16 protein-coding genes and 2 tRNA genes are annotated in these 24,229 nt (G+C 50.3%); 15 read left to right on the plus strand and 3 right to left on the minus strand.

Annotated elements, in window-relative coordinates:
• Positions 1-90 precede the first annotated feature (90 nt).
• Complete coding sequence (locus tag P9H32_RS10440) at positions 91-1,344, plus strand: bifunctional folylpolyglutamate synthase/dihydrofolate synthase (protein WP_322608838.1); 1,254 nt, start codon at positions 91-93, stop codon at positions 1,342-1,344.
• A 50-nt stretch (positions 1,345-1,394) separates the two neighbouring features.
• Here the strand turns inward: P9H32_RS10440 and P9H32_RS10445 are convergent, their stop codons facing one another.
• Both P9H32_RS10445 and P9H32_RS10450 read right to left on the minus strand, forming a co-directional pair.
• Positions 1,395-1,610, minus strand: coding sequence for a PEP-CTERM sorting domain-containing protein (locus P9H32_RS10445; RefSeq protein ID WP_322608839.1), 216 nt, complete (start codon positions 1,608-1,610; stop codon positions 1,395-1,397).
• Positions 1,611-1,863: 253 nt separating this feature from the next.
• Positions 1,864-2,028, minus strand: a complete 165-nt coding sequence (locus tag P9H32_RS10450) for a hypothetical protein (protein ID WP_177433644.1) — start codon at positions 2,026-2,028, stop codon at positions 1,864-1,866.
• A gap of 205 nt (positions 2,029-2,233) precedes the next feature.
• Between P9H32_RS10450 and aroB the strand changes: the two genes are divergently transcribed.
• From aroB to P9H32_RS10485, 7 genes are all read left to right on the plus strand, one after another.
• Positions 2,234-3,322 (plus strand): 3-dehydroquinate synthase, encoded by a 1,089-nt coding sequence (gene aroB, locus P9H32_RS10455; RefSeq protein ID WP_322608840.1) that lies wholly within the window; start codon positions 2,234-2,236, stop codon positions 3,320-3,322.
• Positions 3,322-4,449: a DNA-processing protein DprA gene (dprA, locus tag P9H32_RS10460; protein WP_322608841.1), complete on the plus strand. Its 1,128-nt coding sequence runs from the start codon at positions 3,322-3,324 to the stop codon at positions 4,447-4,449. The genes aroB and dprA overlap by 1 nt, the downstream gene beginning before the upstream one ends.
• A gap of 84 nt (positions 4,450-4,533) precedes the next feature.
• Positions 4,534-7,089 (plus strand): type I DNA topoisomerase, encoded by a 2,556-nt coding sequence (gene topA / locus P9H32_RS10465; RefSeq protein WP_322608842.1) that lies wholly within the window; start codon positions 4,534-4,536, stop codon positions 7,087-7,089.
• Positions 7,090-7,160: 71 nt separating this feature from the next.
• Positions 7,161-8,117, plus strand: a complete 957-nt coding sequence (locus P9H32_RS10470; RefSeq protein WP_322608843.1) for a tyrosine recombinase — start codon at positions 7,161-7,163, stop codon at positions 8,115-8,117.
• A 111-nt stretch (positions 8,118-8,228) separates the two neighbouring features.
• Positions 8,229-8,305: transfer RNA gene (locus tag P9H32_RS10475), tRNA-Pro, on the plus strand.
• Between the two features lie 51 nt (positions 8,306-8,356).
• A tRNA-Phe gene (locus P9H32_RS10480) sits at positions 8,357-8,432 on the plus strand.
• 291 nt (positions 8,433-8,723) lie between these two features.
• Complete coding sequence (locus P9H32_RS10485; protein ID WP_322608844.1) at positions 8,724-10,814, plus strand: serine/threonine protein kinase; 2,091 nt, start codon at positions 8,724-8,726, stop codon at positions 10,812-10,814.
• 3 nt (positions 10,815-10,817) lie between these two features.
• Here the strand turns inward: P9H32_RS10485 and P9H32_RS10490 are convergent, their stop codons facing one another.
• The gene (locus tag P9H32_RS10490; protein ID WP_322608845.1) at positions 10,818-11,435 is read right to left on the minus strand and encodes an RNA polymerase sigma factor; all 618 of its coding nucleotides are present in this window, start codon (positions 11,433-11,435) and stop codon (positions 10,818-10,820) included.
• Between the two features lie 300 nt (positions 11,436-11,735).
• Here P9H32_RS10490 and P9H32_RS10495 point away from each other — a divergent pair, with 300 nt between their 5' ends.
• The 7 genes from P9H32_RS10495 to P9H32_RS10525 all read left to right on the plus strand — a co-directional run bounded on the left by P9H32_RS10495 (position 11,736) and on the right by P9H32_RS10525 (position 24,194).
• Entirely contained in the window at positions 11,736-13,319 is a 1,584-nt protein-coding gene (locus tag P9H32_RS10495) for a hypothetical protein (RefSeq protein WP_322608846.1), read from the plus strand.
• A gap of 16 nt (positions 13,320-13,335) precedes the next feature.
• Positions 13,336-14,760, plus strand: coding sequence for a sulfatase (locus tag P9H32_RS10500; protein ID WP_322608847.1), 1,425 nt, complete (start codon positions 13,336-13,338; stop codon positions 14,758-14,760).
• A 97-nt stretch (positions 14,761-14,857) separates the two neighbouring features.
• Entirely contained in the window at positions 14,858-16,285 is a 1,428-nt protein-coding gene (locus P9H32_RS10505) for a hypothetical protein (protein ID WP_322608848.1), read from the plus strand.
• Between the two features lie 159 nt (positions 16,286-16,444).
• On the plus strand, positions 16,445-19,300 hold the full coding sequence (locus P9H32_RS10510) for a sulfatase-like hydrolase/transferase (protein WP_322608849.1): 2,856 nt from the start codon (positions 16,445-16,447) through the stop codon (positions 19,298-19,300).
• Positions 19,301-19,321: 21 nt separating this feature from the next.
• Complete coding sequence (locus P9H32_RS10515) at positions 19,322-21,019, plus strand: sulfatase family protein (RefSeq protein WP_322608850.1); 1,698 nt, start codon at positions 19,322-19,324, stop codon at positions 21,017-21,019.
• A gap of 107 nt (positions 21,020-21,126) precedes the next feature.
• On the plus strand, positions 21,127-22,623 hold the full coding sequence (locus P9H32_RS10520) for an alpha-L-fucosidase (RefSeq protein ID WP_322608851.1): 1,497 nt from the start codon (positions 21,127-21,129) through the stop codon (positions 22,621-22,623).
• Between the two features lie 74 nt (positions 22,624-22,697).
• Positions 22,698-24,194, plus strand: coding sequence for an alpha-L-fucosidase (locus P9H32_RS10525; protein ID WP_322608852.1), 1,497 nt, complete (start codon positions 22,698-22,700; stop codon positions 24,192-24,194).
• Positions 24,195-24,229: the final 35 nt, after the last annotated feature.

Below are 24,229 nucleotides of genomic sequence, written 5' to 3' on the forward strand. Positions count from 1 at the left end.
TTGTACGGGCAGCGAATATAAGCAAAACAGTGAATCAGCGGATGACCGATCCGTTGTTTTTCCTGTCATTGCGGGCTGAGTATTTTTGACGTGAGCGAACCCTATAAAAAGCTCTTCTTAAGGACTGCCGCCGGCATTAAGCCCGGTCTTGAAGTGATTTCCGCCCTGCTTGAAGCATTGGATAATCCGCATCAGAAACTGGCGGTCATTCATGTGGCCGGTACCAACGGAAAAGGTTCCGTCTGTGCCATGATTGAATCCGTGTTGCGTGCATCGGGGTTTAAAACCGGGCTTTACACCTCTCCGCATCTGATCCGTTTTTCAGAGCGTTTTCGCATTAACGGGGAGGAAATTTCTGAAGAAAAACTCAACGACTATATTCGGGCGTTGGAAAAAACAGCGGATAAGGTGGAGGCGTCTACCGGTCTGCGCGGGGCCACATTTTTTGAGATTTCCACGGCTTTGGCTTTTCAGTATTTCGCTGCCGAAAAGGTCGATATCGCCATCATTGAAACCGGCATGGGCGGACGCTGGGACGCCACGAATGTGGTTATTCCGTTGCTTTCTGTGATTACGCATATCGATATTGACCACACCAATTTTCTGGGGAATACCCTGGAAAAAATCGCCGCCGAAAAAGCGGGCATCATCAAGCCGGGGCGTCCGGTGGTTTCTGCGCCGCAGAGCGATGCGGCGATGGGCGAGCTGGAAAAGACCGGTGTTCCGATCATTGCAAGTGCTGAGGCTGTTTCGGTTAACCGAATCGGCGCTCCGCAGAAACTGAAGATTGAGACACATTCGCAGAATCTGCCGCCGATTAATCTTCCGTTACTGGGGGGGTGTCAGCGTGAAAATGTGGGGGTGGCAGTGGCGGCTCTGGAAGTTTTTTCGGATATCGTTGGTGTCGAACTGGCATTTAAGAAGGGGTTGGAAACCGTCGAATGGGGGGCGCGTTTCCAGACGTTGGAAACGGAACCGCTGATCATTCTCGACGGTGCGCATAATCCGTCGGCCGGCCGCGCATTGGCAGATACGCTCAAGGAACTTTATCCGACAAGGCAGATCGGCTTTATCGTTGGTTTTTTGGACGACAAAGAATCTGTGGAATTTCTGCGCGAACTCAAACCGCTGGTTTCCAAGGCCTGGACGGTGGGTATTGATGCCCCGCGGGGGACTTCCGCTGAGCAGGCGGCGCTGCAGTGCAAAGTGGCCGGGATCGATGCTGAAGCCCGCCCTGTGGCCGAGGCCTGGTCTTCCGCGAAAAGGTGGGCGTCTGAAGCGAACCGTCTCGTTATTGTGACCGGTTCGCTCTATCTGAAAAGCATGCTTGAGATGAAGGTATAAAAAAAGGCGGAAGGATACGCCTTCCGCCTCTTTCTGTGTATATTCGCAGATTAGATCTGGAAAATACGGCGCAATCCAAAGGCCGCGATCAGGGTCAGGGCGGACAGTGTGATTGAGGAGGGTTCCGGAATGCTGACCTGGACCGGGGAGAAGCCGGTGTCGGCAAGAACTTCACTGGGGTCCCTGAATTCAAACATAAACAATGCGTTTCCAGTGCTGGCTTGTTTGCCTATTTCAAACTGATGGGAAGCGGTGCCGGTGGTCATAAACTGAGCTGCTGTTTCCGGATTATCAAATTCCGAGTTTTCACCGTTGTCCTTGATTGTGAGCATACCTGTGGTTTCATTCAGGCCTGTATGTATTATGCCGAATGAAAGTGAAATTCCTTACATTCACCCCGCGAAGTGGATAGGTGCAGAGGGCGGTATAACGGCGATACGAAGATGGCGCTTTGGGAGAGGGCACAAAAAAACCGCCTGGCAATGGGCGGTTCTTCAGGCTCAGATTGAGTCGTTCGGCTTAGTGACCTTCGTCAACAATATTGCCGGATTCAACCTGTTCGATGATTTTTGCATAGTCATCGTTCAGCGGGCAGCCGCATTTGTGGCCTTCTTCGACGGTGGCGTGAAGACGTGCCTGTTCGATGTGCCACGTAGCGACTTTCAGATGCTGATCAACATTCATGGTATTTCTCCTTAATTTCTTGGTTAGATCTCAATTAGTACTAATGCGGTCTAGAATAGCGTCCGGAATCCTGCAGGCAACTCCGAAATGTGAGAAATCGCAACACCTAATGCGCCGATGGTGCTTATAGAACAGGCTTATAAAGAATGACTGATTACGTTTTAGTTTGACTTGCCCCCGTTTCAACCCCTACACACTCCGAGCTATGTTATACGACGTTCCAGTAAATCTAGGCGATCGCTCCTACACCATCCATATCGGAGCGGGAATTTTGGACTCGATCGGCGCATGCTGTGCCGATGCGGGGCTCAAAGGTAAATGTTTAATCATCACCGATGAAAATGTCGGCGGGCACTATGCCGAAACGGTTTTCCAATCGTTGGAAAAATCGGGTTTTGCTCCGTCGGTGGTGACGCTTCCACCCGGTGAGCAGACCAAGTGCGGCGACCAGGTTTTTGCGTTATACAGCGAATGCATCAAGGCGGGGCTCGACCGGAAATCGTTTATTGTTGCGCTTGGCGGCGGGGTGATGGGCGATCTTGCGGGGTTCGTGGCGGCTTCGTTTCTGCGCGGCATTCCATTTGTGCAGGTGCCGACATCGCTGCTCGCGATGGTTGACAGCTCGGTCGGCGGAAAAACCGGCATCAATATTCCGGAGGGTAAAAACCTCGTTGGCGCATTCTATCAGCCTGAACTGGTGATGGCCGATCTGGATACCCTTAAAACGCTGCCGCCGCGTGAATATGCCGCCGGATTGGCGGAAATCGTGAAATACGGAATCATTTACGATGCGCCGTTTTTCCAGACGCTGGAAGAGCATGTGGAAAAACTTCCAGATGTTGGAAACGCGGAACTGCTGGCGAAAATGGTCGGTCGTTCATGCGAGGTGAAGGCCGAGGTGGTTGCGCAGGATGAGCGCGAGGGCGGGCTTCGGGCTATTTTGAACTTCGGACACACGGTGGGTCATGCCATTGAAAAGGTGGCGGGTTACGGCGAATATGTGCATGGTGAAGCGGTGGCGATCGGGTCGGTTTATGCGGCACGCGCTTCGGTGGAATTGTCCGGGCTTCCGCAGGCTGATGCGGACCGCATTGAAAAGCTTTTTATTGATCTGAATCTGCCGGTTCGCGCACCGGGGCTGGAGTGGGCCAAATTGCGTGCGGCGCTGGCGGTCGATAAAAAGACGATTGGCGGCATGCCTAAATTTGTGCTGGCTTCCGAAATCGGAACTGTGACCTTTGGCAATGAAGTGCCGGAAGAGCTGATGGAACGAATCTGGAATGAAATGGGCTAATGCAGGAGCGCCTCGCCTATATTACCTTGAATATGATCGAAGGGCTGGGGCCGGTAAGTGTCCGGCGCCTTATCGATTGTCTGGGGTCGCCGCGGGCGATTCTGGAAGCCGACCGTGAGGAGCTGATGAAGGCGCGGGGGGTGGGCGAAAAGCTGGCTTTGAAAATTATTACCCAACGCGATTCGATTGATGCCGAGGCCGAAATTGATCGGGCGGCGGCGTTGGGGGCGCAGATTATCACTCCGATGGATAAGGGGTATCCGGAAGCGCTGAAAGCGATTCATGATCCGCCGCTGGCTCTTTATATGAAGGGTGATTTGGTTCCGGAGGATGGAAAAGCTCTGGCGATTGTCGGTTCGCGCTCAACGTCGCAGTATGGACTGAAAGCGGCAGATCGCTTTGCTTTTCAGTTGGGGCAGACCGGATTTACGGTGGTCAGCGGTTTGGCACGGGGTACGGATACCGCCGCGCACCGTGGTGCATTGAAAAGCAGCGGGCGGACGGTTGCGGTGCTGGGCGGCGCAATTGACCGGCTTTATCCGCCGGAAAATGCGGAGCTGGCCGAGCAGATTGCAAAACAGGGTGCAGTGATTTCGGAATATCCGCTGGGGCGCCAGGCCGACCGCATGACGTTTCCGTACCGGAACCGGATTATCAGCGGACTGAGCATGGGCGTGCTGTTGATTGAGTCGGATGTCAAAGGCGGTTCGATGCATACGGCCGATGCGGCGACGGAGCAGGGGCGTACGGTTTTTGCGTTGCCGGGGCGGATTGATACGCCGGGTGCAAAAGGTCCGCATCTTTTAATTAAGAACGGAGCCAAGCTGGTCCAGTCGCTGGATGATATTTTAGAGGAATATGAACTGCTGCTTCCGGCGGAGGAGCTGGAGATGCCGGCGTCGGCCACTGCGGCGAGGCCGGATGTTCCGCTGACAGAGCAGGAAAGCAAAGTGGTGGAAGCCCTTTGGCAGGAACCGCTGGATGTCGATGCGCTTGCGCGCAGAATAGGTATGGCGAGTCATGAGCTGAGCGGTTTGCTGCTCGGTCTGGAAATGAAGCGGGTCATTAAGACGCTCCCCGGAAAAGTCGTGGAGCTGTCAGATGATTTGAGAACAGGATTTAGGTAAGCACTGATCTGCGCTGATTGGCATGAATTCCAAATCAGCGAAAATCAGTGATAATCAGCGGTTTGAATAACAGTAGGAATAACAATGAGTAAAAATTTGGTAATTGTGGAGTCGCCGGCAAAGGCGAAAAAGATCAACCAGTTTCTGGGCAAGGATTACAGTGTGATGGCCTCGGTGGGTCATGTGCGTGATCTGCCGGCAAAAAAACTCGGTGTTGATGTGGAAAAAGAATTTGAGCCGGAATATGTCAGTACAGCGCGCGGTAAAAAGGTGTTGAAGGAGCTGAAGGATGAGGCGAAGAAATGTGAAAAAGTCTATCTCGCGCCTGACCCGGACCGCGAAGGGGAGGCCATTGCGTGGCATCTCTATGAGGCGCTGAAGAAAACGGTCGGCGAGGAAAACTTCTACCGGGTCACCTATAACGAGATCACCAAGCCTGCGATTCTGGCTGCGTTTGAACAGCCGGAGCAGATCGATATGGATCGTGTGAATGCACAGCAGGCCCGCCGTATTCTGGACCGGCTTGTCGGTTTCCAGGGCAGTCCGGTAGTGCGCAAGCAGATCCGCGGAGCCCAGAGTGTCGGCCGCGTACAGACCGTGGCATTGCGATTGGTTGTTGAACGCGAGAACGAGATCGAAAATTTTAAGCCGGAAACGTATTTCACGGTCGGTGCCCAGGTGCGCAAACAGGAGCAGCCGCTGGATCCTTTTTCAGTGAAACTTGCACGGATTAATAATGAACCGATCGGCGTGAAAGACCGTAAATTGCTGCCGGGAGCCGTGAAGACGCAGGAGCAGCTGGAGGCTATTCAGAAAGAGCTCGATTCCAGCGCCATGAAAGTCAGTGATGTCATCACGAAAGAAGTGACCCGCCGGGCGCGTCCGCCGTTCATCACGTCCACGCTTCAACAGTCGGCTTCCGGTTCGCTGGGGTTTGCTCCGGCGCGTACGATGGGGATTGCGCAGAAGCTGTATGAAAGCGGATTGATCACTTATATGCGTACTGATTCGTTCAACATTGCAAAATCGGCGCAGGAGGAAGGCCGCGAGTTTATCAAGAGCAATTACGGCGCAGAGTACCTTCCGGAAAAACCGAATTTCTATAAGAGTAAAGGGGCCGCGCAGGAAGCCCATGAAGCCATCCGTCCGACGGATGTGACGGTTGAGCCGGGGCGGGAAGGGATTAAACTGGAAGCTGCTGAGCAGAAGCTCTATCGCCTGATCTGGGAGCGTTTCGTGGCCTCGCAGATGGTACCGGCAAAAATCAACCGACGTACGATTGAAGTCGAGGCCGGTTCGGAAAATACCTATCTGTTCCGCGCGACGGCATCCGAGATTGCGTTTCCCGGTTATATGAAGGCCTCCGGTATTGAAGCGGCTGCGGATAAGCCGAAAGAGGGAGAGGATAACGCCGAAACGGAAAAAATTCCGCCGCTCACCAAAGGAGAGGGGCTGGATGTGCTGGACTGGCTGACGGAACAGAAGGAAACGAAGCCGGTTGCCCGCTACACCGAGGCCTCGCTGATTCGGGCATTGGAAGAAAATGGTGTGGGCCGTCCGTCGACCTATGCGGCGATTATGTCGAAGCTCGACGAGCGCGAATATGTAATTAAGGAAAAGCGCTCGCTGATTCCGACGGATCTGGGCAAGGAACTGGTTACCCTGGTGCTGCGTACCGAGGCCAAACTGAAGCACGAGAATAAAATCGATTTGTTCGAAGCCCGCTTTACAGCCGATATGGAAACGAAGCTTGATGAAGTGGAGGAAGGTAAAATCGAGTGGACGGAGATGATGAAGGAGTTTTATCCGTCGCTCCTCGAATGGATCGAGCATGCGAAAGAAACGGCGGAGCCGGCTTTTGTTGAAAAATGTTTCCAGGCATTGGAAAATGTTACCGAGTGGGCGCCGGCGGTGAAGTCCGGTCGGCGTACATACGACGACAATAAGACCTTTCTTGATCTGAAAGAGAAGGTGGCCGAGGGCGAGCTGCTTTCCAAACGCCAAGGGGAAATGCTGCACAAAATGTGCTGTCGTTATATGAAGCAGGTTCCGGAGACGCTGGTGAAAGAACTTGAACTGGTGGAACCGGAAGCTGTGCGGGGCGATACGCCGCGTAAACTCGAACTGCTGGCCAAGGTGAAATTTGATGAGCCGCAGAAGGTGGGTAAGCGTACCTATGATGATAAAAAATTTGTGACCTCGCTGGGAGATCAGATCACCATGGGCAAGCGTCTGTCGGAAAGGCAGGTGGCCTATCTCGATACACTGCTGACTAAATATTCGGACCAGATTGAAAATTTCGAAGCGGTTAAGGCCGAGTTCAAACTGGGAGAAAAGGTGGAGGTTGAAGCTGATCCTTCCACCGCGCCGGTGCTGGCCATGATGGAACAGGTTACAGAATGGGCGGAACCGACCAAGCGCGGGAAACGCGAATTCAATGATAAAACATTCTATGAATCGCTATCCTCTCAGTTTAAGGGCAAGGGGTCATTATCAGACCGGCAGCTGGCGGCCCTGAAGAAAATGGCGGCGCGTTATGCGGACCAGATTCCGAATTATGCGGAAATGCAGGATCAATATGGCCTGCCTGCCCCCCGCAAGCCCAAGCCGAAAAAAGAAGAGGCCGCTACTGAGGAATAGCTGAAGCACACGAAATACACGACTGCGCTAAATGAGCTCTTTCGTGTGTTTCGTGTAGTTCGCGGTTAATTATGATCGACCCGTGTGTTAAACATTTTATCCAGTATCTGGAGGCGGAAAAAAATGCCTCGGAGCACACGATCAGCAATTATCTCATCGATATCCGGCAGTTCTGTGAAATTGTCTGGGGCGAGGAGGCGACGGCACCTTTCAAGTGGAAGAGTGCGGATCGGTTTTCCGCGCGTAAATTTCTGGTCTTTTTTCAGAAGCTGGAAATGGCACCAACCACGACAGGCCGAAAGCTTTCCGCCCTGCGATCATTTTATAAGTTCCTGTTGCGGGAGGAGTATGTGGATCAGAATCCTTTCAGTGGTCTCAACTTGCCCAAGAAGGGAAACTATCTGCCGCAGATTCTATCCGTGGATGAAGTGGGCCGTCTGCTGGATGCGCCGGTTCAATTTGATGAGCAGCAGACTGGTTCTTCAAACCCGAAAGTGAAGATCTGGCGCGAATATATGGTGGCGCGCGATTCCGCGATTCTGGAAATGCTCTATTCCACCGGAATGCGTATCAACGAACTCGTTCAGTTACCGGAAGAAAGTGTGGATTTACTTTCGGGTGTCGCGCGTGTGCGGGGAAAAGGGAAGAAGGAGCGGCTCTGTCCGCTGGGCGCGCCGGCAACGCGCACGCTGATGAAAAATCTCGAATTGCGGGAGAATGTGTGGTTGCTCGAAGGAAAAAAGAATGTGCGCAGCCCGGTTTTTCTGAATAAAAACGGCGGACCGATTACGGCGCGGTCGATTGAACGCATGATGAAGAAATATGTGCTGTTTTGCGGGCTCAACGCCGAGCTGACCCCGCACAGTCTTCGGCACAGTTTTGCGACCCACCTGCTGGATGCCGGCGCGGACCTGCGCAGTGTGCAGGAGTTGCTCGGTCATGCCTCGCTCTCTACGACCCAGATCTACACGCACGTTTCCGTCGAGCGCCTCAAAGAGGTTTACCAGCTGGCTCATCCTCGCGCCTGAAGGACGGAATGTCCGGTTTTTATAGGGGTTTTGGCGCGTTTTAAATTTATCCTTTTTTCCCGCTTGCCATTTAAACGCGGATTCGTACACTACGCTCTTCTTTGGTCGATACGGGGTGTGGCTCAGTCTGGTAGAGCGCTACGTTCGGGACGTAGAAGTCGCTGGTTCGAATCCAGTCACCCCGACCATATTTACAGGTTTTGAACCTGTCCGCCGGAGTTCCCGAGCCGGTGGAAAAAGGCGAGATAGCTCAGTCGGTAGAGCAGCGGATTGAAAATCCGCGTGTCCCCAGTTCGATTCTGGGTCTCGCCACCACTTTGAACCCCTTGTCCTTTCTGTGATGAGGGGTTTATTTTTTACAAAAATTCTTGCGGCTTCAGGAGTTGCAATCAGTCTCAGAATACGATCCTCAGTAATATTCAAGATTTTTATATCCCGCGGTTCTTGAAGGAGTTCTAATGATTATCCTGATAAAGAAGGAGGGCTGTCCTTCAAAAAACGGGCCGTTTCGCGCGACGGTTGGTTTCCGGATATCACATGGTGCTTATGGACCTGCTCCATGTTTTATTTGTCATGTAGAGTACTGCGTATTAACCTGAAAAAAGTATGGATAGCGACTACAAAGACCTTGGGGAGGAGTTTGCAACGCGATGGCGGGCGTTAGGTGACTTCTTCGATCCGGCTAACTGCACTTTTGATCCGGGAGAGCAGCGGGACTTGAACCCTATTCTGGAAGGGTTAAAACGTGAATCGAAACATTATACAGAACCGGTTTTTGTATGTGAAGGGGGGGAAAAACAGATTTTTAAGGTGCGGGATCTGCGGACCGACCGACTCGTGGCGATGGCCAAGCCGCTGAAAAGAGCGAGCGATTCAGATAAGGAGCAGTTTCTGCGGGAAGCGCGGCTGACTGCTTGTCTGCAGCACCCGAATATCATGTCTATTTATGATCAGGGAATTGATGAAGAGGGAGTTCCTTATTTCACCATGGAGTTTGTCCCCGGGGACAATCTTAAGGAGATTGTGGAGAAGCTTGTTGGCCGTGATCCCGAATATGTGAAGCGCTATCCACGTGAGCGTCTGCTCGAAATCTTTATCAAAATCTGTGATGCGGTTTCCTACGCCCACTCGCGGGGCGTAGTGCATCTGGATGTCAAGCCGGCGAATATTAAGGTGGGGCCTTTTGGCGAGGCGGTTCTCTGTGATTGGGGGCTTTCGAAAATTTTATCGAACGGATTTGATGAGGAGGGGATTGACGGAGGGCGTGCCGACGACCTTCCGAACAGCGATCTGCTTAACGATCTCACTCCCAGCGGAACCGTGAAGGGTACACCCGGATTTATTGCGCCGGAGCAGGTTGACGGTTCTGCTGTCATTTCGGAGCAGACTGATGTCTATGCCCTCGGGGCGGTGCTCTATTTTATTCTGGCCTATAGCCCGCCGATCAGTGGTGGCTCATTTCATGACATTCTCCGAAAAACCGTCAAAGGTGAACTGACTCCTTTGTCGAAATCGGCTTCGGGACGGTTTATTCCCAAAGGGCTGGATGCTGTGGCCATGAAAGCACTTGAGTTGAAACTGGCCGATCGCTACGGCTCGGTACGTGAACTGCGGGAGGAGCTCGATCGGTTTCTTTTAGGCTTTGCCACCGAGGCCCAGCACGCGGGCTGGCTGGATCGAACCGTCTTGCTGTTTAAGCGCAGGCCGGTGGTATTCAGGGTCATCGGCATCTCCTGTGTTCTTCTTGTGCTGGTGTTGATTTTTTCGTTTGCGCGGGTGGTTCATGTCAAGCAACTCGCCGTTGCTGCCCGAGAGCAGGCCGAGGAAAATCTGCGCTTATACAAAGACGAATCCTCACGTTCAAAAATGCTTGCTGACAGTATCAGTGCCGTTGCGGTGGATCTGCATAATCGTGATAACTATCTTGAAGCGTCAGGAAAGGCACGTCTTCTGGCGGTGCAGCTTGATCAGGAGACCGATCCCGATAAACGAGCCTTCCTTGCTCATGATCTGGCCATGCTCAATTTTGTTCGCCAGAATTTTAGAAAGGCCACTAATTTTTTTGAACTTTCCGAGGTTCTTCCGGAGCACGATATTTTCTATGAGCTATCGCTCAAGTATGCGCCTTTCAAGTCGCGCGACAGGGATTGGCTGGATCCGGTCGAGCTGCGCGATATCATTCTGGCCATTCCGGCAAGAAACGACAATGTGGCCTACTCGATGGCGTTTTACTATCTGCGTACAAAGTCGAAGAATCTCATCAAGGAGAAAGAGGTTCTTCCATTGATTGAAACTCTGCTGGACCGCCTTAACCATCAGGGATGGTATGCGGAACAAACGGATACGCTTTCGTTGGAGCCTACGGATAAGGGGTGGGCATTATCGCTGGCGCGGAGTCCTTATGTTGTATTCAATCTTCCGCTTCCAGTGGCCAAAACTGAAACCAATGTTCTCAATCCGCTTGGTCTCTATTCGCTGGATATGAGTTATAGCGCATTGTCAGATCCAAGTCATTTGAACGGAACGGGAATCAAGGTGCTGGATATTCGCGGCATCACCACGTGGACGCGTCCGCAGATTCGTCTGCTGTTCGGATTACAACTTGAAACGCTGATTCATTCACTGGATGAGTCAGATGAGTTTCTTGCTGAAATTCTTCCGGATGTTGAGCTGATCCGCGTGAATGCGGCTTTGTAACTGTTACTGCAGATCCTCGCGCAACTGTTGGATTTCTGCAAAGAAACGGGACTTTACCCGGGCTTTCAGGGTATTGATTGAGTTGCGGGCAATGCCGGTTCGCCGTGCGATTTCATCGGGAGGGACTCCCTCTATGCTCAGCCGGAAAACCTCCATCGCCTTTTTGCTGAAGTGCGGTTCTATTTTTTTCAAGGCCAGATTGGTAAGGTGAATCTGCCACTCTCTTTCGGCAATCTTCTCGATTTCGGGCAGGCGGATTGAATTAAGGTAATTCATCGAGGCATCAGCCACCGCCCGGGTTTCCCGATCCTGTCTGCGCGACCGTGAACGAATGAACTGTTTGACTTCATTTTTGGCGACCATTGCCAGATAACTGCGGAAGCGACGAATCTGATCCGTATCCATTTGAGGCAGCTTTTTCCACAGTTTAACCATCACCTTCTGGTGAATTTCCTCGGTGTCGTGTTCGGAAATATTCATGTTTCGGATCACGGCGTAGATATAGTGCGTGTAGATATTGGCAAACTCTTTCCACGCGGACTCGTTATACTGATCCTTCACCCGTTCAATCAGTGTTTTTCGGGTTGAGTAGGTTTGGGTGCTGTTATCTGAATGATCCATCTTCATGTCATCAACTTAATCAAAAGTGTTTTGAACGCAAATGAAATCGAGACGCCTGCATCATTTTGATTTATGAAAAATTCAGCCATCGGTACAGATGAAGAAAGTTGTTCACCGCAGGAAGGACGGCGGCATCTTTAAATCGAACTGGCTCTGTAACGCTGCAGCAGCGCGTCAGAAAGAGGATGGATGATAATCAGGAAATAGAAACTTGGAACCCTCATATATTGAAGTCCTTGCGAAATAAATTTTCGCGAAAGAGGGCGGATTGAAACCATCACCGTTAAGTAGGCAGGACGAATGAATTGGATAAGAAAAATGGCGCTGTTGATCGTGATGACTGTTGCGGTTTTTCAAGGGTTGGTCAGTGTTGCCGATGAAATCTTTAAATCCGGGACCGGGACGCTGTCTATCGAGCTGCCGTTGGATCAGTCGCATCCACTGCAGAAAGCGGTTTACGGGGTGAACAATCTGCTGATTTCGCGCCCGCTTGGGTATCAGCATCCCGGGTTTATAAAAGCGTATGAATACGCCGGCTGTCCGGTGATTCGTTATCCGGGTGGAACATCGGCCAATTATATTAACCACATGACCGGCTATTTCGATATTCATAAAGCAGCGGGGTTTCATGTCCCGGAATATGAGCGGGCGAATCGTGGAATTCTGAAACAAAAGGACGGTTTTCAGGTGGAGGAATTCCTTGGGTTTGTGGCGGAGACGGGAGCCCGTTTCAATCTGGTGCTGAACATTTGCACGATGACCTACGCGGAAAATGAAGCCTATATGCAACGTCTTCAGAGGGCTGGAGCAAAACTTGAATTTGTTGAGTTGGGAAATGAGCTCTATTACGGCGGTCCCAATCGGGGGTATGGGTATTTTTATCCGGAGGCCTCAGATTATGCCGTAGGTATGGAAAAGTATGCTCATATGATTCGGTCCTATTTCCCCGAAGCAAAAATCGGTGTTATTATTCCGGCTGAGATTTTCCAGCATCTGGATTTTACGACAGAGAAGCAGAATCGGTTTGGTCAGTGGGTTACTGCACTTCAGAAATACGACTACTACGATGCGGTGATCATGCATATGTACAGCAAGATCGGGGTGTCACTGAAGGATGGCAAACAGCCAGCCGGTTATGAAGAAGCCTATCGTAATGCACTGAGCTACATGGATAGCCGGTTTGGTCATGCGGTTAAAAAAGTGAAAGGCTATTTTCCGGGGAAAAAAATATGGGTCACCGAATATGCGTTGGCTTCTGTTTTCGGAAAAGATGCAAAAACCGCACCGTTTAAGGATATCAGCCAGACGCATGCGGGCAATCTTGGGGCATGTGCCTTTACACTTAAGCTGTTTTCTGAAGCGTCGATTGAACTGGCCAGCCGTCATTCTTTTTCAGGAATGGTTGATCTGATGGATAGGAAGAATCTGATGTCCGGAGGAGGTCGTGTCGTGCCGAATTCCGTTCTTGATTTTTTTAAACTCTATTCAGAAGTTGTTCAGGGGGGAGACCGGTTCCTGACCCCTCTTATTCAAGGGGGACACACCTATACCGGGAATGAAGACGGTGAGTATCCGGATATTGCCGCAGGATATTTTTTTACTGAAAATTACGGAAGGCTGGTGCTGATCAATAAAGGTGTAATGGAGTATACGGTCGGGCCGATAACTTCAGATAACACTCCGGCAACGATTGTTGCATGCCGTCAAATTTCACCGAAACGGAACCTTTCCATTGAGGAAGCCCTGGCATCGAAAGATGCCGTTAAGCAGCATGAGTTGGCTCAATCTGAACTGAGAAATATTATTCTGCCTCCACTGTCGGTAACACTTATTACATTAGAGCAGGAGCCGTTAGCTCCTGATTCTATCGGTCTTTTAAAATAAATAGGAATTATGAATTATGAAGCCCGGATATACACTTGTTGCATTATGTTTGATATGCACTTCATCATTGGCATCACGCCCGAATATTTTATTTATAGCCATAGATGATCTGCGGCCGGAGTTGAATTGCTATGGCGCAACGCAGATTATTTCGCCGAACATTGATCAGCTGGCCGAGCGCGGGCTGGTGTTTAACCGGGCCTATTGCAACGTGCCGGTTTGCGGAGCATCTCGCGCCAGCTTGCTCACGGGACTTCATCCTTTACCTGATCGTTTCACTACCTATGGGTCACGCGTCGATGAGGATGCTGCCGGAATTGTTACGCTTCCCCAGCATTTTAAAGAGAACGGGTACTATACCGCCGGTGTAGGAAAGTTGTTTCATCATCCCGATGATGGACTTAAAAGCTGGACGGTTCTTCCTGTTCGGCCGGACTATCCAAATGATCTGGCGGTGCAGGAGGAGTGGCGCGATTACCGCAGTGCGGAATATGTCGGACTTCATGAACTGGAACGTCCCGGCGGAGCAGTGGGGCCGGCCTGGGAAGCTGCTGATGTGGAGGATGATGCTTATTATGACGGGAAGACCACAACGTTAGCGCTTTCACGACTTGAGATAATGGCAAATCAGGATAAACCCTTCTTTTTGGGGGTAGGGTTTATTCGTCCGCATCTCCCATTCAATGTTCCGAAAAAATATTGGGATCTTTATCCCGAAGAAAGTATTACGCTGGCTGATAATCCGACCATGCCGGAAGGGGCTCCGAAAGAAGCGGACTTTAATTCGGGAGAGTTGCGGTCGTATAGCAATATTCCTCGTGGAAAAAATGAGTTGGTGCTGGACCCGGAAACCGCAAAGAATCTGCGCCGCGGCTATTATGCCTGTGTAAGTTATGTGGATACGCAGATCGGAAAGATCATGAAAAAACTGAATGCACTGGGGCTTGCTGATAATACAATCATCATCGTATGGGGGGATCATGGCTGGAGTTTAGGAGAGCATTCGCATTGGGGTAAGCATACCTGTTTCAATAATGCGGTTCAGACGCCGTTGATCATGCATGTTCCGGGAGGGGTGTCGGGAAAGAAAAGTGAATCATTAATTGAGTTTGTAGATCTCTATCCAACGCTTTGTGATTTGGCTGGACTTCAAAAACCGGATCATCTGCAAGGGCGCAGCCTGGTTCCGGTGCTGAACGATCCTGAAGCTCAGGTGAATGACTATGTTTTTGCTCGCTGGCATAATGGGGAGACCATTGTCTCATCCCGTTTCAACTATACAGAGTATTATAATAAGAATGGAAAGATGATATCGAATATGCTGTACGATCGGTTTAAAGATCCCGAAGAAAACGTAAATATTGTGAATAACCCTGAATACAAATCCATTGTGAATAAACTGTCGGCTGCACTTGAAAAACATATTTCTGAAAGACGGTAAATATATGCGATGCACGTTTTTGTTAATGGGAATGTGGGTGTTGCTTCTTGGAGGAACGTTCACTTATGGGAGGTCTGAATCCAAATTGGATATAACGTTGCGACTGGATGAACGGACCGATTTGCAGAAGAGTGTTTTCGGAGCGAACTGTCTCCTGATCGGTCGCCCGGTTTGGTATGACCATCCGGAATTTATAAAACGCTATGAAGAAGCAGGAACACCTTTTTTCCGTTTCCCCGGTGGTACACCGGCAAACTATTACAATCCCTTCAAAGGGATTAACGATGAAATCCCTGAGTCCGGTCGCGATTATGCGCGCAGGAATCAGGAGATTCTGGAGCGGACCAATGGTAAGGGGCAGACGCCTGCCGGCTTTTTTCGTTTTGCAAAAAAGACCGAGGCCCGTTACAGCGTCGTGGTGAACATGAGTACCCTGAGTGTCGAGGAGAATAAAAAGTGGTTAACCGAAGCAAAACGCAGGGGAGCGGATATCGCCGCCTTCGAACTGGGCAATGAGCTCTATTTCGGCAGTTACCGATGGGCGTTCCAAACACCGGAGGATTATCTGGAGTGCGCAAAGAAAACGACGGGAATGCTGAGGCGTATTTATCCCAAGGCCAAAATCGGTGTTCTGGTGCCCAGTCATATCTATACCGATGAATCGTTTCTAAGCGATGATGTTCCGGCGGGATTAAGACGACAGGAGGAGTGGATGGAGATGTTGCGGGGAGAGGATTTTTTCGACTCCGTGGTTATCCACCTTTATAATACGGTCGGGATGGATGGAAAAACGAAGCGAAAGAATTTTCTGCCTTACCCGGAAGCGTATAAGCATGCGCTGGCGCATCTGAATCACAGTCTGGATATTACCTGTGATCTGCTTGAAAACGAATTTCCCGGCAAGTCGATCTGGATCACGGAATATGGTCTCGGCGGTTTTTCCGGGGATCTTAGAAGTTATAAGCTGCGGGGTTCGCATTTGGGCGGTTTGTTCAGCGGGCTGATGCTGATGAAGTTTTTTGAACGTCCGTCTGTGGAAGTTTCCAGTTGGCATTCGTTCAGCCATTTTTTCGACTATATCGGCGGAGAACAGGGATTGGGCGAAGAGCCGCATTTGCTTTACCACCATTTTAAGTTTTTCGCGGAGCCCGTGAATAAGAGCGATTATTATGCCCCGGTGAATATTGCAGGATGCCGGAAGCGGGAAGGCACCCCGCGGCATCCCGGTCAATATCCTGAAGTGGAGGGGGGCGGTTTTTTCAGTCGTTCCGGCGGGTATCTGGTGTTGATTAATAAACTGGATACGCCGTATCGCCTGGATCAATTCGAGGCTTTGTATAAAGGCCGGCAACGAAAAGTAACCTTTGTGAGGGGACTGCAGCTTCGTCCGAGGGAAGATCAGGAGCTTTCCACGGCGCTCAGGGATCAGGTTAAACTTTCGGAAGTTGAGTTTGAGGGTGCTGATTTGAATGCCGTTGAAATTGCACCGTATTCCATTACGCGTCTCGAATTTGAATGGCGCTAGCAGGGCGTCTTATATAGCCCTTCACGCGTGGCAATCACGTGGCAGGTCCGGGGAGATTCTGACCCAAACCGATTTCATTCGACCGAAACGGCAAATGTCGTTCATGAATGCCGTTTAACGGCATCTACTATTAAACGAAGGTTTAAAAATGAGGTGGAAATGAATGTTAGCCGTTTGTTGTGTGCTGCAGGTGCATTGCTGGTTTCAGCCGTCTGGGCGGAAGCGTATACCAATGTAATTATCGTTATGGCCGATGATTTTGGTTATGAATGCGTTGAGGACTATGGCGGAGAATCTTATTCTACTCCTGAAATGTCTGAAATGGCCCTTGAAGGAGTGCGGTTTGAACATGCGCATTCGCAACCCATTTGTACACCTTCCCGCGTTCAGATTATGTCTGGAAAATACAACGTTCGGAATTATACCAAGTTTGCCACGCTGGATCAGAGTCAGGATACGTTCGGGAATCCATTTAAGAATGCAGGTTATGAAACCTGTATTGTCGGTAAATGGCAGTTGGGAGGAAATCAACAGACCCTTGAAAACTTTGGTTTTGATCATCACTGTGTCTGGCGTATGGGTTCGGCCAATCAGGAACGGTATTGGGGACCTATTTTTGAAGTGGATGGGGAAAGTAAGTCGTATCCAGGGCAATATGGCCCTGATATCCAGCAGAACTATGTCACAAATTTTATTCAGGGATGTATTGATGAAGATAAACCGTTTTTCCTCTACTACCCCATTTTGTTGACGCACTCTCCCTATCAGCCAACCCCTGACTCCGCCATTGTGAGTACACCCGGATGGGATTCTACGTATTGGACGGAGGCTCAGTCGGAGACCAATTATTTTGGTGATATGGTTGAATATATGGACAAGCAGCTGGGGGAGCTGCGTGATTTCCTGGAGCAAAAAGGCATCGATGATGAAACGCTGCTGATTTTTACGGGGGACAACGGAACCGGAATGTCGATTTATTCGATGCAGAATGGGGTATTGGTTCGAGGAGGCAAGGGGCAGACGAAAGAGTCGGGAACGCGCGTTCCATTATTTGCCGCCATGCCGGGGACCGTGCAGTCCAATCTGGTTGTTTCTCCGATTGTTGATTTTTCCGATATCTATGCAACGATTATGGATATTACAGATCTTCCGTACATTCCCGGGGAAGAGGATGATAAAGATGGAGTCAGTTTTCTTCCTCAACTGAAAGGGGATGCCGGCACACCACGGGATCACAGCTATTGCTGGTACATGAAGCGTACGGATATGACGGATATCCGTCAGTTTGTTCAGGATGAAACCTATAAACTGTATATAACCGGTAAGTTTTACAATAAAACAAACGACGTGCTGGAAACCACTTCGCTTGCGGATGGGGTGCTTACTCCCGGTGAGCTGGCGCTGAAATCCTATTTCAACAGTCTGCTGATGCAGTACGATGCATTGCGGCCGGACGGGATTCCCTATAACAACAGCATTCCATATCCAATCCCTGGAAAGATCGAGGCCGAGTACTACGATTATGGCTTGGAAGGGATCACCTATCATGATTCCACCGAAGATTCCAATGCAGGAGGAGATAAGCGGACTGATGATGTTGATATTCATACGGTTGGCGGAGCGACTGTTATTGATGAAATTTCAGCAGGAGAGTGGCTGGAATATACCGTGAACGTCGAAACGAATGGTACGTATGCGATCGTTGTTCGCTACGCTGCCGAATCTGCGGGAGGTCGTCTTCATTTCGAGGTGAATGGTGTGCCGGTTTCCGGAACGCTAGAACTGCCGGCTACCGGCTCTTTTTCGACATATTCAACCGTTGAGATCAACGATGTGCAGCTTTCAGGCGGAACCCGCAAGCTGACCATGGTGTTTGATCAACCCGGAATGAGTATAGACCGTTTTACAGCGAGTTATGTCGGCCCTCCGGGTTCCTTGCCGCAACCTCCGGTCAGTGCCACTTTAATCGATTATCAGCATGAAGATTCAGACCGTAATACCACCTTGCCGAATTTGGAAAATGGCGGTACTGATCAAACGGGCTGGAATGCCGATTCTGTCTACATCAACCCGACCGGGTCCGGAGATCTAAAGATCGAAGAGCCTGCGAGTGGCGGTAATATTCAGTTCAATCTTTCTGCTCCGCTGACCAATGGGATGGTTGAAGTGGAATTTCGAATTTCCAGTTATGACCTTACGGGAATCTCCAATATCCGTGATGGCATGGGCTTTGAACTGTGGAGCGCAACGCAAAGCGCGAACCAGTCCGTTAAAATGAAAACGGAATGGTTCACCTCCGGAGCGCGCTTGAGAATGGCCGGGCCGAATGCAGATGGAAGCGGCTTTCAATATCCTTCGGTTTCTCTGGGATCAGATGCTTCCACCAATGGAATTATCTACCGTTTCGAAGCTGATCTCGATGCCGGAACATATCAGGTCTTTTCCAAACGGGATTCTGATACGGAATTCAGTGCAATGGGTGTTCCCGGCGTATGCAGCAACATCACGCAGGTGCGCCTGCAAACCACGGCGAATCCGGCCTGGCCTTCCGGCACCTTTGTGAATATTGATTACTTTACGTTGAAACAAATACTGCCGGAGACCGGAGGACTTGTTTTTGCAGACTGGGCGGCGCAATTTCCAACTCTTGGAGCTCTGACGAACTCTACCGATAATCCCGACGGTGACGCATTCAACAATCTCTATGAATTCGCATTTGGAGGCATTCCGACAAATCGTGAAAATCTGGGACATTTACCGGTTTTCCAGGCATTGGAAGACAGTACCGGCCACTGGTTTGAGTTTGTTTACGCCCGCCGCATCAATCCGGAACAGTCGGGTCTCGTGTATACACTTGAAAAAAATACAAATCTGGTAGACGGCATCTGGAACAGTGCCAGTAACGAGCTGGTTGCCGTTGGAATCCTTGATGAAAATTTTGAGGTGGTCACGAATCGTTTTCCAACTGCCGAACTTGGGGCCCAATTTATTCAGCTTCAGGTTGATGAGCTGTAAACTTAGTTGAAAGGAATAGAAATGAATCGTAGGAGTTTTGTAGCAGGAGTTGGTGTTTCAGCGGTCGTGGTACCCCGGGTGTGGGCTGGGGCAGCGGAGAAACCGAATATTATTTTTGTGATGTCGGATGATCATACCTCTCAGGCGGTAGGGGTGTATGGTGGCCGGCTGGCGAAACTGAATCCTACGCCGACCATTGATGCACTTGCAAACGATGGGATCGTGATGGAAAACGCATTCTGTACCAATGCCATCTGTACGCCCAGCCGGGCCTGCATCATGACCGGGCAATACAGTGCGGTGAATGGCTGCCCGACCCTTAACGATGCACTTCCGCCCGAGCGGCAATACCTTTCCATGGAAATGAATAAGGCCGGCTATCAAACGGCCATTGTTGGGAAATGGCATCTGCATAAACGACCTTCAACTTTCGATTACTATAAAGTACTGCCCGGGCAGGGAACCTATTTTGATCCGGTTTTCTATGAAAAGGGCGCCAGGGGAACGATTCAGCAAGGCCGGAAAAAGTATGGGCCTGACGCGGTGCAGATGAAGGGACATTCTTCGGACTGCATTGCCGATTCCGCATTGGAGTGGTTTAAGACGAAGCGCGATCCGAACCAACCCTTTTTCCTGAAGTTGCACTTCAAAGCACCGCATGATTATTTTGAATATGCGCCGCGCTATGAATCCTACCTGGCCGATGTGGATATTCCGGAACCGGCCAATATGTGGGACCAGAAAAGAAACGGATCGATCGCCACGGGCGGTGCCAACGATGAATTGCGTCACATCATCGGAACTTCCGTGGGTCGCAGGAATCATCGGCGCAACTATGCTGAGGATCCGCACACCCCCTGGGCGGATAAGATTGATCATAATTTGAGCGACGAGGAGATCACGAAACAGGCCTATCAACTATACATGAAGGCCTATTTGCGTTGTGTGAAAGGGGTAGATGATAACCTTAAGCGAGTAATAGATTATCTGAAAGCGGAAGGGCTCTACGACAATACGGTCATCATGTATACCGGAGATCAGGGCTTCTATCTCGGCGAACATGATCTGATTGATAAACGCTGGGCTTACGAAGAAGCAATGCGCATGCCGTTTGTTATGCGTTATCCGCAATCGATCAAGGCGGGGCAACGTTCGGATGTCATTATTGAAAATGTCGATTACGCACCTACCATGCTGGACTTTGCCGGAGTACCGACTCCCGGCTATATGCAAGGCCGGAGTTTTAAAACTATTCTGGAATCGGGTGTTGAACCGAAGACGTGGAAAAAGGCGGCCTACTATCATTACTGGATGCATATGGCGCATCACGACAACCCCGCGCACATTGCCATCCGTACCAAACGGTATAAGCTGATCTTTTTCTACGGAACGGACTGGCGAAAAAATGCCGATACGCCGGATACACCGCCAGCGTGGGAGCTTTACGATCTCAAAAAGGATCCGCATGAAGATAACAACGTCTACGATCATCCGGAGTACGCTGAAATTGTCACTCAGCTGAAAAAGGACCTGAAAGCGTTGCGTAAAGAGTATCGGGAAGATGATCCCAAATTTGCGTTCAATAAAGCCATCAACGACTACTGGGAGTATGGTGATGAGGCGCGTGCCAAAGCCGTTGAAATTTCGCATTCGGTGGTGCAGAAAGTGAAAGACGGAACCTGGCCGCATAATACGCCAGCGCAGATGAAAGCCTATTAAAACGATTTAAAAACAAGTTTTCATTCAAGATGCCGTGCGGGCGGCATCCTAATGGTATTCGGTCTCTGATACCGATCACCTACACTTTGTTCAGGAGAAAATAACGCATGAAAAAAAGTAGAATCCTATTAACAATTGCCGTGATGGCAACCGGACTGGCGAACGCAGCAGAGCAGGTTTATTTGCCTACGGAAGAATCGCTTTCAACGCATAATGCTGAGCCGGAATGGCTGAAGGATGCCAAGCTGGGCATCTATTTCCACTGGGGCGTCTATTCCGTTCCGGCCTTTCATGACGAATGGTATCCGCGCCGGATGCATCAGCCCGGCGAGGATTGTTTCGAGCATCATAAGAAAACCTATGGCGATCAGTCAGAATTCGGCTATCACGAGTTCGTAAAGGATTTCAAAGCCGAGCATTTTAATCCGGAGGAATGGGCCGACCTGTTCCAGAAAGCCGGTGCACGGTTTGCCGGTCCGGTGGCTGAGCACCATGATGGTTTTTCCATGTGGGACAGTGATGTAACGCCTTGGAATGCGATGGATATGGGGCCGAAGCGTGACATTCTCGGCGAACTCTTCCAGTCTTTGGAAAAGCGCGACATGAAGACCATTGCCACGTTCCATCACTCGCGCAATCTACAACGCTATGACGAGTCGGAATGGAATAAAAAGAAGGGGCAGAAGTTTAAAGATAGCCATTTTCCTTATAAGAAGGAATGGTTCACCGGTTCGGACGACCCGAAGCTTCAGTATATGTATGGGAATATGCCGGAAGCCCAGTGGAATGAAGAAGTCTGGTTAGGAAAACTCAAGGAAGTGATTGATACCTATCACCCGGATATCATCTGGTTTGATACTTGGATGGACAGCGTCCCGCTGGACTACCGCTATGCGTTTTCCGCCTACTATTTAAACGCGGCCGAAAAGTGGGGTAAGGACGTTTGCATAGTTCGTAAACAACAGGATCTTCCGCTTAGTTTTTCGATTAATGATCAGGAAAAGTCCCGGGAGCCGAAGGCATTGCCGCAGCTCTGGATGACCGACGACACGATCAGCACCGGAAGCTGGTGCTATACGACCGACCTCGAAATCAAACCGCTCTATAAAGTGGTGCATGCGCTGATTGACACCATCAGTAAAAACGGGGTGATGCTGTTGAATGTATCACCGATGGCGAATGGGATTATTCCTGATGAGCAGCGTGAGTCCCTGTTATCTCTGGGTGCCTGGCTGAAAAAGAACGGTAAAGCCGTCTATGAAACACGTCCGTGGATCGAAGCCGCAGAAGGGCCCACGGCAGAACCGGGCGGCGGATACAGCGACCATAAAGTATTCCTGGCACTGGAATATTCCGTAAAGGATATCCGCTACACCGCTTCAAAGGATGGGAAAACGGTCTACGCTTTTACCATGGGGATTCCGGCCAAAGGGGAAACCATTCTGTTGGAAACCTTCGCGAAGAAAAAAATTGCTGTGGCGGATGTCACGTTGCTTGACGGCAAAAAAGTGAAATGGGCAATGACCGATAAAGGGTTGGAGATCAAACTGAAGAAAGCTGTAGATAATGAGTTTGCTGCGATCTTTAAAATTACACTGAAATAAATGGTTGTTTCGCTTGAACTCCGCATGCATCCGTTACCGGACTGCGTGCGGATTTTTTTGGAGAGATAGGTCGGATGATAAAGAATATTATAAGCGGAATAGTCGTGGGATCCTGCCTGGCTCAGGCGGACGTTTTCGAGCCGACGGTGATATCGTTGTCTCAGCATGAAGCGGCGCCGGAATGGCTGCAGGACGGCAAGCTGGGTATCTATTTCCACTGGGGAGTCTATTCGGTGGCGGCTTATGGCAATGAATGGTATCCGCGAAGCATCCATTTTGAAGGAAGCGGCCCGAATAAATTTCATCGGGAGAAATACGGCGAACTCAATGAGTTCGGTTATCACGATCTGATTCCACTGTTTAAGGCAGAACACTTTGATGCGGATGAATGGGCGGCCCTGTTTAAGGCTTCAGGGGCTTGTTTCGCGGGGCCGGTGGCTGAGCATCACGATGGGTTTGCGATGTGGGACAGTGCAGTCACTCCGTGGAACGCCATGGATATGGGGCCGAAGCGCGATCTGGTCGGTGAGATCCTGACGGCGGTGCGTAAGCAGGATCTGAAAACGATTACGACGTTCCATCATGCCCGGAATCTACAGCGGTTGAATCGTTCGTGGAAAAAAGAACATGCGAAGGGGATTCATAAAGGGTTCAAAGGAACTTTTTATCCCTACCATCCGGAGTTGCCGACAGGCAGCGCGGATCCGAAACTTCGCATGCTGTATGGAAACATGCCTGAGGGGCAATGGCTGGAGGAGCTGTGGCTGCCTAAACTGAAAGAGGTCATCGATGCGTATCATCCTGATCTCATCTGGTTCGATAGCACGCTGGGGAAAATCCCAATGAATTATCGCCTTGAATTTGCGGCTTATTATCTGAATGCGGCAGAACAATGGGAGGGTGCTCAGGTGGGTATTATTCGGAAGCTTGCAGCTTTCCCTGATTCTTTTTCGATTCGCGACCATGAAAAATCGCGTGAGCCGGATATTCTTCCGGACGTGTGGATGACTGATGATACCTTGAGTACGGGCAGTTGGTCCTATACGGAAGATCTTCAAATTAAACCTCTTTACAAAGTAGTACATGCCTTGATCGATACTGTAAGTAAAAACGGCGTCGTGTTATTGAATATTTCGCCCAAGGCCGATGGGACAATTCCGCAGAATCAGAAAGATGCATTGCTGGGGCTGGGGGCGTGGCTGAAACAAAATGGTGAGGCCATTTACGGTACCCGGCCGTGGATCAATGCGGCAGAAGGGCCGGCTGCAGCTCCGGAAGGGGGGCTTAAAAATGCTAAAAAGTTCCTGGCGTTGGAATATTCCGCGAAGGATATTCGCTACACCGCTTCCAAGGATGGGAAAACAGTTTATGCCTTCGCACTCGGTATTCCTGGGAAAGACGAATCGATTGTGCTGAAAACTTTTTTGGAAAAAGGAATCGAAGTGGATCGTGTGGAGTTGCTCAACGGAGATGCGGTTCAATGGGAAATGTCAGACACCGGTCTGGAAGTTCATCTCATAACACCTGCAACGGAAGATATGGCGGTCATTTTAAGAATTTCACTGAACTGATTTTTTTAGAAATAAATAAAGTCCGCATAAACTCG

The organism is Pontiella agarivorans, from assembly GCF_034531395.1.
Lineage (GTDB): Bacteria > Verrucomicrobiota > Kiritimatiellia > Kiritimatiellales > Pontiellaceae > Pontiella > Pontiella agarivorans.

Excerpts from the sequence above, each read along its gene's own strand:
- P9H32_RS10510 (WP_322608849.1), top strand. The coding sequence starts at position 16,445 with ATGAATGTTAGCCGTTTGTTGTGTGCTGCAGGTGCATTGCTGGTTTCA.
- P9H32_RS10490 (WP_322608845.1), bottom strand. The coding sequence starts at position 11,435 with ATGGATCATTCAGATAACAGCACCCAAACCTACTCAACCCGAAAAACA.
- aroB (WP_322608840.1), top strand. The coding sequence starts at position 2,234 with ATGTTATACGACGTTCCAGTAAATCTAGGCGATCGCTCCTACACCATC.
- P9H32_RS10525 (WP_322608852.1), top strand. The coding sequence starts at position 22,698 with ATGATAAAGAATATTATAAGCGGAATAGTCGTGGGATCCTGCCTGGCT.
- P9H32_RS10515 (WP_322608850.1), top strand. The coding sequence starts at position 19,322 with ATGAATCGTAGGAGTTTTGTAGCAGGAGTTGGTGTTTCAGCGGTCGTG.
- P9H32_RS10500 (WP_322608847.1), top strand. The coding sequence starts at position 13,336 with ATGAAGCCCGGATATACACTTGTTGCATTATGTTTGATATGCACTTCA.
- P9H32_RS10450 (WP_177433644.1), bottom strand. The coding sequence starts at position 2,028 with ATGAATGTTGATCAGCATCTGAAAGTCGCTACGTGGCACATCGAACAG.
- topA (WP_322608842.1), top strand. The coding sequence starts at position 4,534 with ATGAGTAAAAATTTGGTAATTGTGGAGTCGCCGGCAAAGGCGAAAAAG.
- P9H32_RS10445 (WP_322608839.1), bottom strand. The coding sequence starts at position 1,610 with ATGACCACCGGCACCGCTTCCCATCAGTTTGAAATAGGCAAACAAGCC.
- P9H32_RS10470 (WP_322608843.1), top strand. The coding sequence starts at position 7,161 with ATGATCGACCCGTGTGTTAAACATTTTATCCAGTATCTGGAGGCGGAA.
- P9H32_RS10485 (WP_322608844.1), top strand. The coding sequence starts at position 8,724 with ATGGATAGCGACTACAAAGACCTTGGGGAGGAGTTTGCAACGCGATGG.
- P9H32_RS10520 (WP_322608851.1), top strand. The coding sequence starts at position 21,127 with ATGAAAAAAAGTAGAATCCTATTAACAATTGCCGTGATGGCAACCGGA.
- P9H32_RS10495 (WP_322608846.1), top strand. The coding sequence starts at position 11,736 with ATGAATTGGATAAGAAAAATGGCGCTGTTGATCGTGATGACTGTTGCG.
- dprA (WP_322608841.1), top strand. The coding sequence starts at position 3,322 with ATGCAGGAGCGCCTCGCCTATATTACCTTGAATATGATCGAAGGGCTG.